Source organism: Microbacterium sp. dk485 (assembly GCF_004570445.1).
Lineage (GTDB): Bacteria > Actinomycetota > Actinomycetes > Actinomycetales > Microbacteriaceae > Microbacterium > Microbacterium wangchenii.
Genome location: NZ_SPQW01000002.1, coordinates 1 through 14569, shown reverse-complemented (window position 1 = coordinate 14569; position 14569 = coordinate 1). Strand labels below are relative to the sequence as shown.

Genomic DNA, 14569 nt, shown 5'->3' with positions numbered 1-14569 from the left:
AGAATGGCCGGTGGGCAGCTAGCGCACAGCGTCCCCACCTCGCGTTCCGAACCACCCCGCACGCGTGCGCTATCCGGGCGCTGCCCGTTTCCCGAGCAACCGATCGTACGGCAGAGAACGGCGGTGAAGGACGGGCATACGGGCGACGGCCGCCTGGCGCATCGTTGGCGGGTTCTCCTCTCCAACCCGTCTCCGTCCCTATGATGAACGCGGCGCGACTTCTCGCCACGTCGTCTGGGGGCGAAGTTGAACCAAAGAATCGATTCCGCGGCGCTCTTTCTTGCAGTCCTCGCGGTCAGTATCGGCCCGATTGCAACGGCCGGAGCGTGGGATCCCCTCGATAGCCTCCTCGGGTTGCTGGTCGCGGTCGTGCTCTGGAGTTTCACTTGGCCCGCCGGCCCCCGCTTCACGTACGAGCGTCGCCGAGCGATCCCGCTGGCCCTCGTCTTTGGGTTGATCACGGTCACAGTCTTCGCCTGGCCGGTGCAAATCGTCATCCTGGCCATCACGGGACCGCGTTGCAATGTGTTCGTTCCAAGCGTGGAGTCGACGTGCTACAAGCAGTTGGTCGACCTTGAAGTGGTCGCCAGTCAAGCAACCATGTTCGCACTCGTGCCTGGAGTCATCGCATTCTTCCTCGTGCTGTGGTTGCTCCACGTGAAGGCCCGAATGTCCCGCGAAGCAGGTGGTGGGCTGTCACTCGGGCCGGGCACCTCCGCCGAGGAGCGTCTTGAAAACGAAGCTCCTCGGATGAAACAAGCCCGACCGCGTGCCGCGAGTGGAAGGTGGCCAAGCTGGGTCCTCGTTGGCACGGCCATCATCGCAGGGACGGTCTCGGCGGCCGCTGTGCTCGCGCTCGACAGGCCCCACCGCTGGGGCGTTGGCGCATGGATCTCTGACTTCGCCAAGAGCCCGGGGATCGCGGGAGTTTTCGCTGTGGCAGCCGCCTCGCTCGCACTGTGGGGAATCTTGCGTCAGGTGGCTGTGGCTCGAAGCTCGCTCTCACATCAGCAGACGATTGAGACGGAGAGGTCGTGGTGGACTCGGTTTGAATGGGCTTCGACCCGAGCCGTGCCGTCCGATCCGACCGCGCAACCGCTCCCTTGGAACGCTGTGCTCAGCACGTTCAACGCGCTGGCTGTCAGCGCACAGGATGATGTGCAGCGCACGGCGGTCGGAGCAATCATGGAGGTCGCCGGCAGAACGGAGCAGACTTCGGAATCGCATCGCAAACGAGACGTAGTATCAGCAGCCACTGAAGGAAGGCCCTCCGTATCCGCGCTCGAATCGTACGTGCATTCAACAGCAGGTACTCCAGCTAGCTCCCCGGTCGTCGAGGCGCTGCTGTATGAGGCGCAGGTACTGGAGGCACTCAAGCGCGTGTTCGGCGACTCCCTGAACCTGCCTGCACGGGAGAGGAATATGGCGGATGCGCTTGTCGTGCGCGGGCAGGTCCAGGTCGCGGTGGAGATTAGGAACTTCAGCGAGACCGCAGGACCGGTGTCCACCGACCGTCTGCTTGCTCAACTGAAAACCCTTCGGGACGTTTCTGGAGCCGCTGGAGCGGTCGTCGTTGCTCCCGGCGAGATTCCATACACCGAGCGCGCGCCAGCCGCCGACATTCGGGTCGTCAAATGGACATCCCCCGAGGACGACGAAGCGCTGCGGCTCGCCGTTGATTCGATCGTCGGCTTGCCACCCGCCGCAGCAGTCGTCTAAGACGATTGCTGTCAGGTCTCAGACAGCAGTTACCCGGCCGACACCACCCACGCGAGATAGCGGTTTGAACGCCAAAGCGGTCCGTGGCGACAATGGTGCCATTTACGCGCACGACGTGATCCTCTTTGGCAAGGACGATCCGTCTGAGCGGAAGCCAGCTCCGCATGGCGTGAGAGAGCGGCGCGAGCTGGTCATACGTGCGCAGCTGCGCGTCAGCCGAACGGCCTCCGCGTAGCCGGAAGAAGGCCACAACTCGCCGAAGTCGCTCAACACGCGGTCGTCTCAGCGAATCGCCGGGCTCAAGCGGCCGGGGCAGGGACATCCAGGTGGGAGTTCTCGACACCGATGCAGGTCGCACGAACGACGTGCCGTCACGCACGACGCGCAGCACTGCGAAACTGCCTCAGCCCTTGTCGCGGATCGCGTACCAGCGGTGAGCGATAGCGCGGTAGGCAGAAATCTCCTCCGGGTCGCGCCCGGCCTCTTCAGCCTGCTTGAACGCACGCCACCACACTCGACCGAATTCGCCAGCCTTGCGCGCGGAGGCGGTGCCGTCCGCCGGCGGGATCGGATCGAAACCTGACGGCGGCTTTGTTCGCGCGCGTCCGGCGACCGCCAAACCAGCGGCGCGGCGCGCCATGTCGAGCCATGCGTCGCGATCGGCCGCTACTTTGGCCTTGGCATCGGCGATCTCTTGGGCGGTGATAAGTCGCGTGATCGCCTTGAGCTCGGCCAGCGTGTATCCGCGAGGTACCGAAGCATCCACCGCTGCTACGGTCGCTGCCGCGGGACGATCGTCGCTGCCCGGCACCCATACCCGTGTACCCACCTCGGGCGGAGTCGGCAGATCCCAGGTATACGCATGGGCGTGACTCGCGTCGGCGGGCTTATCGGACGTCAGCTCTCGGAATGACACCAGGACAACACGGTACGCGCCCTCTTCCGAAACTTGAAGATCATGCTGCTAACTGCTCCTGACTCGACTTCGTCTGGCAACCGCGGATCAGGCTATCTCCCAAGGCGAGCTGCCCTGGCGGGGTCTCGGCGTCGCGTCCAACGACGGTCAAGGACCGTCGCTGGCTCGCTGCCTGCTGCGCTTGCGGTCGGCGCGCGCACCCGGATCCTGAACGAGCAGCGCGATTCTGTTGGGACGACCCCGGCTGTTCAGGCGTCGACGCCGAAGGCGCGCAGCAACGGGGCGCGGGGGATCATCCGGCGCGGACCGAGCTGAACCGTGGGGATGGTTCCGCTCTCGATGCCGAGCTTGATCGTGCGGTAGTCGACGCCGACAAGTTTCGCCGCGTCCTTCATGGTTAGCGCGAGTGAGGCGGATGACGTGCTCATGACATTCTCCTTCGGTGGGCAACTAATGACATCACCTGCTCACGCACTGTACACCCCTGAATGGCTCATGTCATCGCTTGCTCAGACTCTGACGAACTGGCACACTCGCACCATGCCCGAACTCGTCATCGAACAGGTCGACGCGGAGATCATCGATACGGGGAACGGGGTCTTCATTCCGCGCTCGTGGGGGGCGGTCGTGACGGGCCTTCCCGAGATCCCGGGCGAGGTCCATGCGCGGATCGTCTACGACCCGACATTGCGGCGCGCGGTGGCTGAGTCAGTGCGCGTCGACCGCAGCGGGCCCGGGGATGAGGTGACCACGACTCTGCTGCGCGATATCCGCGTGCAGGCGATCGTGCAATGGGCTGCTGCTCGCGTCGTTCGCATCGACCGCGATGGTGGAGAGCCCGAGTCCTACGGCGAGTACATCGCGCGCCTGCGCACGGACGAGGGGCGCTCTGACGAGCAGAACCTGCGGGAGGCGGTCAGGCTCTACCGACTCGGATCGGTCATCAACGGCGGCCCGCTCAAGCTCGTCTCAGAGGAGCTCAATGTCAGTATCAGCACGGCAACCCGAATGATGAATCGTGCCCGCGTTGCCGGGCTCGTCGACGAGGCGACCGGCCGCGAGATCTACGTTCAGGCTCGCGCACAGCAGCATCGCGGGCACACCACGGGACCCGTCGCTGGCTCGGGGCCATCCGGTCCCTCGATCGACCGCTGAGCATCGAGGCTCCACGTTTCGTCAAGCGCTTCTGCGCGCGTGGGAGCGGCGCTGGTGCATGCACAGCCGGTTGTTCACGGCCGGACAGATTGCGCGGATGCTCCTGCGCCAGCGGATGACGGAAGGTCAGCGCGTTGCCGGCACGGCACTCATCATCGGTCTCGCCGACGAGAGCATCACGACACGACGTGAGGCGGAAGGCCAGGTACTCGAACTCCTCAATGAACTGGGGTATGTCGACGCACAGGGTCGAGAACTCGACCATCGCTGGTTCTCCGCGCCGACCGAGCCGGTACTCGACGTACTCGAGGTGCTCGGTCTCTGGCGCTCGGGCCGCCGTCTGCGAGACGTCCCACCTACGGACGCCGTTCGCCTTATCGCGCGCCTCGCGCTCAAGTAGCGCCTGCTACGAATCAAGCCCTTCGTCGCCCGCCGACTGCCGTCCGTCGGCGGTATCATAGTGACACCACAAGGGAAGGAACCGCCATGGCCCGGACTGTGCGCCTCTCGCCGGAGGCGGAATCGAAGCTCACCGAGCTCGCCTCCCTGATGGGACAGAGCAAGAACAGCGTGATCGAGAAGGCCGTGCTCGAGCTGGACGCTCGCACGATCCGGCGCGAGCGGGTACGCCGCGCGTTCGATCGGGTCCGCGACCGCGACGCTGAGCTGCTCGACCGGCTGTCCCAGTGACGGAGTACATCGAACCGGAAGACGTCGACGAACTCGTTGAGGACGAGGGATTTCACTACCGGGACCGCAACGGCCTGCTCTCCGCGCTGGCGTCCCCCATGCCCGTGTTCGGCGAGGAAGTCTACCCACGGATTCATCAGAAGGCGGCCGCGCTGATCAGCGCGATCAACCACAACCATCCACTGTTGGATGGAAACAAGCGGTTGAGCTGGTTCGTCACGGTGGCCTTCTATGACATCAACGGCTACGACCTGCGCGCCGGCGCCGAGGACGCCGACCGCTATATCCGGCTCATCGCCGGCGCGAATCCGCCGCCTCTGCACGACGTCGAATTGTGGCTCGACAAGCACACCACTCCCTTGGACTGACCAGCAGCTCAGGCGCAGGGTCGCCCGGGGAGGATGCGAGCCGTGGTGCGTCCATTCCGGGGGCGAGGCCAGGGAGGCCTCACTTGAGCACATTGCACGGCACAAGCTCACTACAGCGCTCCCTGCTTAGCAATGTGCTCATTTGCGTCTCGTTGCCGCAAGAGCGAGTTTGGGCGCTAGACAGCCCGCATCCCCGACGCTCTAGAACGCTGATTTTTCAACGATTTTTGCCCGCATTTTGCCCGCAAACCATTTGCCGCAGCACGTTTCGTAGGGTTGCGCGATGTCGCCAACCCTCTCAAAGATCCGCGTAATTCCGCGGTTCTTGCGGGTTGAGGTCGGATTGAGCATTATGCTCAGTCGTGTTCGAGTCCCTCCAGGGGGCTTAATCCTCATATGGTCTTTCTGACCGGGTATTTCTCGCGCCAGGCTAACCGCCGCGATCCCGAGTACGGGCGAGGCATGCTCTAGCCTCCTTCGGCTGCTGTGGTGAAGGCGTGATTGCTCTTGGAGGCGAGTATCAGCAGGAGGAGGGCGGAGGCCGCGAAGCCTGCTGCCGCAAGGGCAAGGGGTCCCGGTCCTGCGGAGAGGACAGCGCCTCCGACCGCAGCTCCGATGGATACGCCGAGGTAGGTGCCGGAGGTGTTGAGCGCCAACGCCTGCCCGGAGACGGAGCCGGCGAGATGGTGCAGCCGAGCCTGGATCGCGGGAGAGTTCCAGAACGCCATACCGCCCCAAACCGTCGCCACGACCAGCACCAGCCCATGTGAAGCCGGGCGGGACATCCACAGTGCCCAGAGCGCGACCATCGCGGCGATGATCGCGCCGATGCCGATCAGGAGCGTTCTGTCTGCGCCGAGGCGGTCAGTCGCAATTCCGCCGAGCCAGATGCCGACGACGCCTGCGACCCCGGAGAGGCTGAAGGCCAGCGCACGATCCTCGATGCCTGCCGTTGTGGTCGCGGCCAAGTACGGGCCGAGGTAGGTGAGCATCATCATCGAGCCGGTCATGAGCAGGCAGTTCGCCAGCAACCCGAGTGTGACGGGAGTCCGCCGCAGGATAAGGAACTGCTCGGCCAGCCGGGGTGTGTCGGCAGCTCCCTCAGTGCGTGGGAGGGTGCCGAGCATGAGAATGAGGACGAGAGCGCCGGCGACGGCCATCGTCGCGAAGGTGGCTCGCCAGCCGAAGAGGCCGCCGATCCAGGTGCCGAGGGGTACCCCCGCGGCGATCGACCCGGTGACGCCCAGCGAGACGACGGCGATGTACCTGCCCACGTTCTGATCGGGTGCGTGCCGTGCGGCGAACGCGAACAGCGCGGGAGTCATGGCTGCAGCCGCCAGCGCAGCGGCCACACGCAGCAACGCCAGGATGGCGAATGATCCGATGACGGCTGCGGCGAGGTTCGCGGCGATGAAGACCAGCAACGCCGTGGCAAACAGTCTGCGGCGAGGCGCTTTCGCGAGGACGACGGCTGCGACCGGTGCGGCAACGGCGACGGTCAGGGAGAACACCGTGACCAGTTGGCCGGCCTGGCCCTCGGTGACGTGCAGATCAGCGGCGAGTTCGGGGAGGATTCCGGCGATCACGTAATCATCGGTGTAGAGCACGAACGCCGCAGCAAGCAGCGTGAACAACCATGCGGGCATTCGCATCACCCGGAACGCCGGCATTGCTTGGAAGACATGGCGAGTCATCCTTCCGTGTTGTCATGTCCTGATCCGCGGTCACAGCGAGGTTCCCTCCGGCAGTGGGGACAGGAGCCCCCAGCCCTCGAGGATGTTGAGGATGACAGACGACACCGCCTCTGGGGCATCCCAGGTGACCATGTGGCCGGCGTTCGGGATGACGTGCTCGGGGACCTTCTCGGCCGCTGCCCACCGGGTCGTCGCCGTGGCGATGTTGCCCGTGCGATCCCGCTGGCCGCGAACGAGAGCGATTGGCACGGACGAACGGTAGGTGGGATCGGGTATGACGAACGATGTGGTGGCTGCCCAGACATCGAGGAACCTCCGCTTGGGCATGCGCGCGAACACCGCTTCCGTACGACTGACGGCGTTCGCGGACTCGGCCGAGGCCCGTGCCATCAGACGAGGAAGAACGCTCGCCGGAATCAGGGAGAGCAGGGGGGCGGCGAGTCGGAGCGCGAGCCGGTCGAGTCGCGAGAGCGGGCCCGCGTTCCACGCGGAGTCGAGGATGATCACCCCACCCACACGCTCGGGGTACCTCCGGGCGAACGCCTGGACAAGGTTGCCCCCGAGGGAGTGTCCCACCAGGACCGGCACCTCAGCACCACACTCGACCAGCAGTGCGCCAAGATCCTCGAGTGCATCGGCGGCCGTGAATCGTGCGCCGGCGCTGAGTGTCGACTGCCCGTGCCCACGGAGATCCCAGACGATCACTCGAACCCCTTGTTTCGCGAGCGATGCAGCCTGCGCATCGAACATCGAATGGTCGACGCCTGCGCCGTGGGTGAGTACCACGGTGGGCTGGCCCACGCCCGAGTCCGCGAATGCGACCTCCGCCGACGGACGCGCGAGGCGTCGCGCAGCTATTCCCATGTGGCGGTGTCCGGATCGATGCCGTTGTGGCGCGCGGATTCGTCGATGCTCTGACGGAACCACGTGGCGAGGCCGTCTCCGATCCCGTTGTAGTACGACGAGAATCCGGGATCGGCCTCGAACATCCGACCGAGGCACACCTGCATCTGTCGAGTGAGTGGGAAGAAGTTCGAGAACAGTTCCCGGTGCCGCTCAGCGAGTTGGTCGGCCTCGGCGCTGCCCGGCTCGACGCCTCGGCTCACCGCAGCGGCGAGATCGTGCTGGAGTGAGGACATCGCCTCGGACAGCGCCCGCCACTGGGCCGGTGATCGGGAGGCGGAGCGCTCCGCGAACTGGGCCCACTGCCTCGACCCTCCCCAGACGAATCGAGCCGCGCGCGATTGCTGGGGATCCCACTCTTCACCGAAGATCTCGCGCTGTTCGACGTCGCTCATCAGGATGCCGCGCTCGTGCGCGTCCGTCAGGCGCTCGAGTCGTTCGTCGAGCTGCTGCAGATCGTGAATCCGTTCTGCAAGCTGCGCCCGCTGCTCGCGCAGCTTGTCTCCGATGTCCGCGGTCGCATCATCGAGCACGACACGAATCGCGTCGAGGGTCAGGCCGGCCTCGCGGTACGCTACGACGCGGCTGAGGCGCTCGAGGTCGTCCCAGGTGTACAGGCGGTAGCCGGCAGGCGTGCGGCGGGACGGCGATGCGAGACCGATCTCGTCCCAGTGGTGCAGAGTGCGCACGGTCAGTCCGAGCAGGTCGGCGGCGACGCCTACCGTCGCACCCTCATCAATCTCGGTGTCAACCACCGATGTCATTATGCTCCGCCCCCGGAGTCTCCCGGCGCGAAGATCCCTACTGCTGCGAAATCGCGTGCCACCTCGCTGTCGGGCGCGAACGGCGTCGCGGCCGTGAACGTGACGTGCGCGCCCTCCGGAGTGACGACCGCGATGTCGCGAGTTCTCCACGCCGTGTCGTACGGCCCCGTCACCGAGTCCGGTGACAGTTGTCGACATGCCTCGGCCACGGACTCGACCTGGCCGAGGACGCAGGAGACGAACACCTGAACCAGGGACGCCCCTGACGGTGTCGCATCGTCGTCCGATGCAACGAGCAGGACGTCCTGGAACGCCCACCGTCGCAGATGCACGATCTGCCCAGGAATGCTGAACAAGTCCACGAAGCCGAGTCCGCGGACCCAGAAATCGGTAGACGCGCGAAGGTCCCTCGTCGGAATCTTCACGAACATCGGCATCGCGTAGATGCCGAGGAACGGATCCGGCGCGACCGCGTCCGGGCCGTCCGGAACGGGGCTCATCTCGAAGGCATTGAAGTAGTCAGCCATGTGAGACACTCTGGATCCTCACGTCGCGTGAGGGTCAAACTCAAGCCGCTATTTCCACGTGGGCGTCCGGCCACGGCACGGAGGATCGAGGCGCTCAAAGGTGCTGCCGGGGAGGTTTCACTCGCCGTCCGCCTTCCGGGAGAGGTAGCGGGATTCGGGTTCGTTCTTCGTCATATCGGCAGCTGCGAGGAAGTCTTCTCTCGCCGCAGCGACGGCCCCTTCCGCTTCGCGGAGGTGTGCGCGGATCGCGTGAGCCCGGTGCCGGGTCAAGGGTTGCTGGAGAAGCCCATGGTCGCGGTCCAGTTCCTCGAGCAGGGCGTTGGCGCGGGCGGGGCCGAAGGCGTGTGCCACGGCGACGACTCGTGCGAGCATGACAAGACCGCTCGGCTCGACCTGTTCGAGCGCCAGGTAGAGCGCAGCGATCTGTTCCCAGTCGGTCTCCTCGGCCACTGCGGCGGATGCATGAACAGCGGCGATGGCGGCCTGCAGTCGGTACGTTCCCACGTTCCCTTGAGACCAAGCGGTGCGGATGAGATCTAATCCTTCTTGGATGGCTTCCTGATCCCATCGGGTGCGGTCCTGTTCCGCGAGAGGGATGAGGTCACCGTTCGCGGTCGTGCGCGTGGCGCGACGCGAATCGATCAGCAGCATGAGTGCGAGCAGGCCTGCCGGCTCTGGATCATCGGGAACGAGGGTGCGGAGGAGCCGCGCCAGTCGGATCGCCTCACCGGTCAGGTCAGTTCGGGTCAGCTCCGCGCCCGTGGTCACCGTGTAACCCTCGTTGAAGATCAGGTACAGCACTCGCATCACTGCGAACAGGCGGCCAGGGAAATCGTCGTCGGCCGTGAACTCGAAACGGGCGCCGCTCTTACGGATCTGCTGCTTCGCGCGGCTGATCCGCACTGCCATGGTCTGCTCGGTTACTCCGTAGGCGTGTGCGATCTCCGCGGTCGTCAACCCGCCAACGGCCCGCAGAGTCAAGGCGACGCGCGACGCGGACGAGAGGGCGGGATGACAGCACAACAGCAGCAGGTTGAGGCTGTCGTCGTGGTCGGGCGGGGGCGAAAAAGGCGCGTTCGGTTCGGAGGCCACGTACTGCTCTTGGCGGCGGCGGTCCGCTGATTCGGCGCGCAGGGTGTCGATCATGCGACGGTAAGCGATGCGAATCAGCCAGGACCTGGGGTGTTCGGGGAGCCCGTCCTGGCGCCACTGCTGGCTCGCTGCGAAGAGAGCGTCCTGTGCTGCTTCTTCGGCGATGTCGAAGTGGCCGAAGCGGCGCACCAAAGCTCCGAGGACCTGCGGCGCCTCTGTGCGCAGCAGGTCCTCGATCGCGTCGTGTCGGGCGGTCACGCGAAGTCGTCACCCATGATGGGCCGTATCTCCATCGGCTCGCCGAGCATCTCAACCATCCGTGCGACGATGTCCTTCGCGCGCTCCAAGCCAGACACCTCGATGACAGCGAACGACGCGAGGACCTCCTTCAGCTCGGCAAACGGACCATCGGTCATCACGATGCTCCCGTCGACCTTGCGCACGGTCGTCGACACGGCTGGGTGTCCGAGTCCTTCGGTGCTGACGAACTCCCCGCTGGCACGCAGTTCGGCTTCGAACTCCTGGTATGCGGCGAATGCAGCGAGCGCATCCTCGGTGGGGGCATCCGCGGTTGCGGCGTCCCAACTGTTGCTCGGCGTGTAGCCGAGAATGAGGAACTTCACGATCTCATCTCCTTGAGTCGGCGGGAGTCCAGGCTAGCGAGACACGCGCGGCGACTTCAGCAGTGAGATGGCTGTCGCGGTACACCATCCGAAAGCGAGGAGCCCTGTGACTGCCACCTGAATGGTGGCGACGTCGGGAACGACAGGGGCGAGGAGTGCGATCGCGACGATGCCGTTCCCGATGGCGGCGGCCGCACGACGCTCGCGGATGGCGCGTACGAGGGCGATGATGGCAGCCACGGCCAGCGCAGTGAACGCCACGATCGCCGCCACCATATGAATGAGAGCGTGCCACGTGGCTTCGGCGGCGGGGCCCTCGGCCACGCCGAGCGGGAACCCGTTCGCGGGGTCCTGCGGGAATACGCCGGCCGCGATGAAGCCCGCTCCGCTGATCGCGACGAGCACGGGAACGGCGGCGCGGCCGAGCCCGCCGGTCACGACCCGCCGGTGACCGATCGATAGGCAGATCAGTCCGAGTCCCGCCAGGACGAAGGTGAGAATCTGGATCCAGCCGAGATCACCAGTGGACAGTTGACTGAGCGGGTGGATTCGAATGTCGAATCCCGGGCGCATCAGCATCTGCACGATCGCGGACAGATAGAACAACGGCCCGGCGAACGCACCGGCGAGCAGGAGGGGACGGGTCGAACGCGGCAGTGTGTGGACCGTGCGCTGTGCGACGCGTTGTGCTGAGTGGTTCGTGCTCACGGTGTGCTCCTCTGATGGGTCGAGTGTTGCTGTACCGATACCTCGGAGTCGCACGGCGGACCTTGACATCGTGGGGTCGCGACTTTCGAAGGGACGACCCCGCGGATCGGTTCCGGCGAGTTTCCGCGCAGATGTCAATCGGCAGCGTGCGGCTCCGAGGTATCTGAAAAGGCAGCTCGCCGGGCTGCCGACGAAAGGACATCTGATGAACGAGAACCCGCTGGAAAACGTCACCGCCGAGCAGATCGACTCCTACGGGCTCGGCGAGCAGCCCACGCCGAGTAACGCCGTTGCCGCGCTCGACCGGCTCGTCGGCGAATGGACAGTCACGGGGGGCGCTGAGGGCGTCATCCGGTACGAGTGGATGGCTGGACGATTCTTCCTGCTCCAGCACGTCGAGCTCGAGCAGTTCGGTCAGACCATCACCGGCATCGAAGTCATCGGCCAGCTGCGTCCGTTCGGCGAGCCCGCCGGTACGGACGTCGCATCCCGGTTCTACGACTCGGCGGGCAACACCCTCGACTACGTCTACGAGCTGGAGGGCGACAAGCTCACCATCTGGGCGGGAGCCAAGGGAAGCCCGGCCTACTTCACCGGCACGTTCAGTGACGACGATCGCGTGCTCGACGGCGCCTGGGTGTACCCCGGTGACGGTGGGTATGCGTCCACGATGACCCGCCGCTGACACCGCCCACTTCTCGAAACCGACGGAAACATCATGCCGAAGAAGAACGCTTCTCCTGATCGCTCGCTGCACCAGGTGACGTCCGCGGACGGCACGGAGATCTCGTATGAACGCAGTGGACAGGGGCCGACCGTGATCCTTGTCGCGCAGGCGCTGTCCGACCTTCGAGACAACCGACGCCTCGCGGCTGTGCTCGCCGACACCCACACGGTGGTGAACTACGATCGGCGCGGCCGCGGGAACAGCGGGGACGCCGGCGCCTGGAAGGCTGCTCGGGAGATCGAAGACATCGAGGCGCTCATCGATGCGCACGGAGGCAGTGCCGTTCTCTTCGGTGCATCATCCGGCGCGGTCCTTGCGTTGGACTCCGCTGCAGCTCTCCCGGAGAAGGTCGTGGGCCTCATCGCCTTCGAGCCCCCGGTGATCGTGGACGATAGACGCGCACCCGTTCCCCGCGACCTCGCCGTCCGCCTCGAGCAGCTCGTCGGAGAGGGGCGAGGATCAGACGCGGTTCGCGAGTTCACCCGCATCGCTCTCGGTGCGTCCCCGTTCATGGTCGGGGCCATGCGACTCATGGTCGGGCCGTGGCGGACCATGGTCGGGATGGCCCGGACGACCGTCTATGACACGCGCCTCTGCGCGGGGCTGCAGGACGGAAAGCCTCTCACGGCCGACCGGTGGAAGGGGCTCCGGGCGCCCTCTCTCGTGCTCGTCGGAAGCAAGAGCGAACCGTTCATGCAAAGCGGAACCCGAGAGCTGTCGACGCTGATCGGGGCCCGCTACGCGACCATCGAGGGCGCGCATCACGCGACACCGATGATGAGACCGGCGGCGCTGATCCCCTCGGTCCTGTCATTTCTTGACGCCGCTCGCCCATGATGCCGGCCATGGGCCGGTCGACGAGGCGACCCGTGCCCACACGTGGCTATCGCCGGTCCGACGCATCGACGGGGATGCGCGCGACGATCCGAGTGCCGCGTTCAGCGGCGCTCACCACTTCGATCGTCCCGTAACTCGCTTCGATACGGACTCTGAGCCCGGTCAGACCCGTGCCTCGGGAGGGATCGGCGCCGCCTATTCCGTCGTCTTCGACAGTAAGGAGCAGCTCATCGGCGTCGCCGGACAACGCGCACGACACGCTCACAGGTGTCGCCTGCGCCTGTTTGACCGCGTTCGTGATCGCCTCGGCAACGGTGAAGTATGCCGTCGTTTCGAGGGCCGCCGGCAGTCGGGGAATGACGAGCGCGAGATGCACGGGGATCGGAGTCTCGGCGGCCAGTGACTCGATGCCGGCAGCGAGCCCGTTGCGGGCGTGCGCTGCGGGCAGGATTCCGCGAACGACGTCCCGCAGTCGGCGATTCGCTTCTTCGGCATGCGCAAGCGCATCGGCCAGCATCCCGGTGACATCCCCTCCCCCGGCGGCGGAATCCCTCGCCAGCTTGAGGAGGAGGATCGTGTGGACGAGGCGCTGTTGCGCTCCGTCGTGGACATCTCGTTGCAGGCGGCGCCGAGCTTCGTCGGCTGCAGCGATCACGCGCTCGCGAGATCGGGTGAGATCCGCCCGGTGCTCCGCGTTGGCGATGGCCGCCGCCATCAGATCGGCGAAGGGCTTCAGGCGGTCCCTGCCGTCGATCCGGCTCGGAGTCTCCGCGTCCACCGCGAGAACGCCCCAGCTCTCACCGTTGACGACGATCGGCGCTTCGGCATGGAGCGCCCCAACTGTCGGCTGCAGCCTGACCTCGGCCATCAGCTCTGCTTTCTCGGATCCCCCGACGTGGTCGCGAACGATCGCGGCTGATGAGGCGTTGAGAACGGCCGGCGGCATCAGCGCCGTTCGCCAGTTCGTTCGCGGGCGCGGGTAGGAAAAACGGGGGTCACGGATTCAGCGCCTCCCAGTGACCCTCCGAGACCACTGTCACTGCCCCATCCACGACGGCGATCGCCGTCTGTTCGTCGATCGCATACGCCGGGCCGGGGATCGATCGCGCCCATTGCCGAGCGCGCTCCAGAGTATTGGTCTCCCAGCCCGGGTAATCGAGGTGGGGGAAGATCGAGAAGTCCACCACGCCGAGGGCCTCATCGGTGCCGCCCGGCTCCCAGTCCACGACCTCCGCACCGATGCGTGGGGTCATCACCATGCTGCCGGCGCTCACGCCGACCCACACAGTGTCGGTCAGGTCAGGCAAGAACTCCGCCAGCCCGGACTCACGCATCCAGTGCGCCAGGAAGATGGCCTCTCCCCCGTCCACGAGGAGGGCGTCGGCCGCGCGCACCCAGGAAACCCAGCGCTCCGGGGGGATGCTCGGCAGTGCAGTGAGCTCGAGGACACCCACCGACTTCCAGCCCAGGTCGGTCAGCCCCGGCCAGCGACCGGTCGTCGACCGCCACACCGACTGCGGTGAGCACGCCGGCTGACCCCACTGCGCGGTGGGGATGAACAGGGCGTCGCTCTCCTCGATGTCCTTGCCGAGCACGTCCGTCAGCGCGGCGCGGATGGAATCGTTCGTCACGCCGCCCGATGTCAGCAAGAGCTTCATCACGCCTCCCAGAAGAGGTCGGATGTGCCCGCGCCCTGCGGTGTCCCGATCCCCGCACCATCTCAGCGGAGCGGACTGCACGCTGCAAGGGCTGTCGCGCGGGGCGGGACAGAAAGGCCCCCGTTAACGCGAAATGGCCACCCAGCGTTGGGTGGCCATTTCTCGGAAGAAGTCCGGCGGTGTCCTAC

At 65.9% G+C, this 14569-nt stretch carries 18 protein-coding genes; 7 read left to right on the top strand and 11 right to left on the bottom strand.

Annotated features, from left to right (window positions below; translation table 11 throughout):
- Positions 1 to 354: 354 nt before the first annotated feature.
- On the top strand, positions 355 to 1719 hold the full coding sequence (locus E4V99_RS10715) for a hypothetical protein (protein WP_135117273.1): 1365 nt from the start codon (positions 355 to 357) through the stop codon (positions 1717 to 1719).
- A gap of 403 nt (positions 1720 to 2122) precedes the next feature.
- On the opposite strand, the gene E4V99_RS10710 is transcribed toward E4V99_RS10715, so the two are convergent.
- Both E4V99_RS10710 and E4V99_RS10705 read right to left on the bottom strand, forming a co-directional pair.
- On the bottom strand, positions 2123 to 2635 hold the full coding sequence (locus E4V99_RS10710) for a hypothetical protein (RefSeq protein ID WP_135117272.1): 513 nt from the start codon (positions 2633 to 2635) through the stop codon (positions 2123 to 2125).
- Positions 2636 to 2883: 248 nt separating this feature from the next.
- The gene (locus E4V99_RS10705) at positions 2884 to 3063 is read right to left on the bottom strand and encodes a helix-turn-helix domain-containing protein (RefSeq protein WP_245233162.1); all 180 of its coding nucleotides are present in this window, start codon (positions 3061 to 3063) and stop codon (positions 2884 to 2886) included.
- Between the two features lie 112 nt (positions 3064 to 3175).
- Between E4V99_RS10705 and E4V99_RS10700 the strand changes: the two genes are divergently transcribed.
- The 4 genes from E4V99_RS10700 (at position 3176) to E4V99_RS10685 (ending at position 4848) form a co-directional block, all read left to right on the top strand.
- Positions 3176 to 3790, top strand: coding sequence for a hypothetical protein (locus tag E4V99_RS10700; RefSeq protein ID WP_135117271.1), 615 nt, complete (start codon positions 3176 to 3178; stop codon positions 3788 to 3790).
- Positions 3791 to 3887: 97 nt separating this feature from the next.
- Positions 3888 to 4190: a hypothetical protein gene (locus E4V99_RS10695; protein WP_135117270.1), complete on the top strand. Its 303-nt coding sequence runs from the start codon at positions 3888 to 3890 to the stop codon at positions 4188 to 4190.
- 86 nt (positions 4191 to 4276) lie between these two features.
- A complete protein-coding gene (locus tag E4V99_RS10690; protein WP_135068004.1) occupies positions 4277 to 4480 on the top strand; it encodes a hypothetical protein in 204 nt (67 codons plus the stop codon).
- Positions 4477 to 4848 (top strand): Fic family protein, encoded by a 372-nt coding sequence (locus E4V99_RS10685; protein ID WP_135117269.1) that lies wholly within the window; start codon positions 4477 to 4479, stop codon positions 4846 to 4848. The genes E4V99_RS10690 and E4V99_RS10685 overlap by 4 nt, the downstream gene beginning before the upstream one ends.
- Before the next feature lie 467 nt (positions 4849 to 5315).
- Here the strand turns inward: E4V99_RS10685 and E4V99_RS10680 are convergent, their stop codons facing one another.
- The 7 genes from E4V99_RS10680 to E4V99_RS10650 all read right to left on the bottom strand — a co-directional run bounded on the left by E4V99_RS10680 (position 5316) and on the right by E4V99_RS10650 (position 11159).
- Complete coding sequence (locus E4V99_RS10680; protein ID WP_135117268.1) at positions 5316 to 6494, bottom strand: MFS transporter; 1179 nt, start codon at positions 6492 to 6494, stop codon at positions 5316 to 5318.
- A gap of 78 nt (positions 6495 to 6572) precedes the next feature.
- Positions 6573 to 7343 (bottom strand): alpha/beta hydrolase, encoded by a 771-nt coding sequence (locus tag E4V99_RS10675; RefSeq protein ID WP_205805758.1) that lies wholly within the window; start codon positions 7341 to 7343, stop codon positions 6573 to 6575.
- Between the two features lie 53 nt (positions 7344 to 7396).
- On the bottom strand, positions 7397 to 8200 hold the full coding sequence (locus E4V99_RS10670) for a MerR family transcriptional regulator (RefSeq protein ID WP_240742691.1): 804 nt from the start codon (positions 8198 to 8200) through the stop codon (positions 7397 to 7399).
- 8 nt (positions 8201 to 8208) lie between these two features.
- Positions 8209 to 8736, bottom strand: coding sequence for a VOC family protein (locus tag E4V99_RS10665; RefSeq protein WP_135117267.1), 528 nt, complete (start codon positions 8734 to 8736; stop codon positions 8209 to 8211).
- Between the two features lie 117 nt (positions 8737 to 8853).
- Positions 8854 to 10086 carry a sigma-70 family RNA polymerase sigma factor gene (locus E4V99_RS10660; RefSeq protein ID WP_135117266.1) on the bottom strand — a complete coding sequence of 411 codons (1233 nt, stop codon included), beginning with the start codon at positions 10084 to 10086 and terminating at the stop codon, positions 8854 to 8856.
- Positions 10083 to 10451, bottom strand: coding sequence for a YciI family protein (locus E4V99_RS10655; RefSeq protein WP_135068018.1), 369 nt, complete (start codon positions 10449 to 10451; stop codon positions 10083 to 10085). Before E4V99_RS10655 ends, E4V99_RS10660 begins: the two co-directional genes overlap by 4 nt.
- Before the next feature lie 33 nt (positions 10452 to 10484).
- Complete coding sequence (locus E4V99_RS10650; protein WP_240742692.1) at positions 10485 to 11159, bottom strand: DUF998 domain-containing protein; 675 nt, start codon at positions 11157 to 11159, stop codon at positions 10485 to 10487.
- A 205-nt stretch (positions 11160 to 11364) separates the two neighbouring features.
- Here E4V99_RS10650 and E4V99_RS10645 point away from each other — a divergent pair, with 205 nt between their 5' ends.
- Together E4V99_RS10645 and E4V99_RS10640 are read left to right on the top strand one after the other, a co-directional pair.
- A complete protein-coding gene (locus E4V99_RS10645) occupies positions 11365 to 11844 on the top strand; it encodes a hypothetical protein (protein WP_135068022.1) in 480 nt (159 codons plus the stop codon).
- Positions 11845 to 11877: 33 nt separating this feature from the next.
- Positions 11878 to 12723, top strand: coding sequence for an alpha/beta hydrolase (locus E4V99_RS10640; protein ID WP_135117265.1), 846 nt, complete (start codon positions 11878 to 11880; stop codon positions 12721 to 12723).
- A 46-nt stretch (positions 12724 to 12769) separates the two neighbouring features.
- Here E4V99_RS10640 and E4V99_RS10635 read toward each other — a convergent pair whose 3' ends face one another.
- Together E4V99_RS10635 and E4V99_RS10630 are read right to left on the bottom strand one after the other, a co-directional pair.
- Positions 12770 to 13591, bottom strand: a complete 822-nt coding sequence (locus E4V99_RS10635) for an ATP-binding protein (RefSeq protein WP_167758121.1) — start codon at positions 13589 to 13591, stop codon at positions 12770 to 12772.
- 127 nt (positions 13592 to 13718) lie between these two features.
- Positions 13719 to 14381 carry a Type 1 glutamine amidotransferase-like domain-containing protein gene (locus tag E4V99_RS10630; protein ID WP_135117263.1) on the bottom strand — a complete coding sequence of 221 codons (663 nt, stop codon included), beginning with the start codon at positions 14379 to 14381 and terminating at the stop codon, positions 13719 to 13721.
- Between the last annotated feature and the right edge of the window lie 188 nt (positions 14382 to 14569).

Coding starts and splice junctions, on each gene's coding strand:
- E4V99_RS10705 (WP_245233162.1), bottom strand. CDS start 3,063: ATGAGCACGTCATCCGCCTCACTCGCGCTAACCATGAAGGACGCGGCG.
- E4V99_RS10700 (WP_135117271.1), top strand. CDS start 3,176: ATGCCCGAACTCGTCATCGAACAGGTCGACGCGGAGATCATCGATACG.
- E4V99_RS10695 (WP_135117270.1), top strand. CDS start 3,888: ATGCTCCTGCGCCAGCGGATGACGGAAGGTCAGCGCGTTGCCGGCACG.
- E4V99_RS10690 (WP_135068004.1), top strand. CDS start 4,277: ATGGCCCGGACTGTGCGCCTCTCGCCGGAGGCGGAATCGAAGCTCACC.
- E4V99_RS10680 (WP_135117268.1), bottom strand. CDS start 6,494: ATGCCCGCATGGTTGTTCACGCTGCTTGCTGCGGCGTTCGTGCTCTAC.
- E4V99_RS10665 (WP_135117267.1), bottom strand. CDS start 8,736: ATGGCTGACTACTTCAATGCCTTCGAGATGAGCCCCGTTCCGGACGGC.
- E4V99_RS10645 (WP_135068022.1), top strand. CDS start 11,365: ATGAACGAGAACCCGCTGGAAAACGTCACCGCCGAGCAGATCGACTCC.
- E4V99_RS10640 (WP_135117265.1), top strand. CDS start 11,878: ATGCCGAAGAAGAACGCTTCTCCTGATCGCTCGCTGCACCAGGTGACG.
- E4V99_RS10635 (WP_167758121.1), bottom strand. CDS start 13,591: ATGGCCGAGGTCAGGCTGCAGCCGACAGTTGGGGCGCTCCATGCCGAA.
- E4V99_RS10630 (WP_135117263.1), bottom strand. CDS start 14,381: ATGAAGCTCTTGCTGACATCGGGCGGCGTGACGAACGATTCCATCCGC.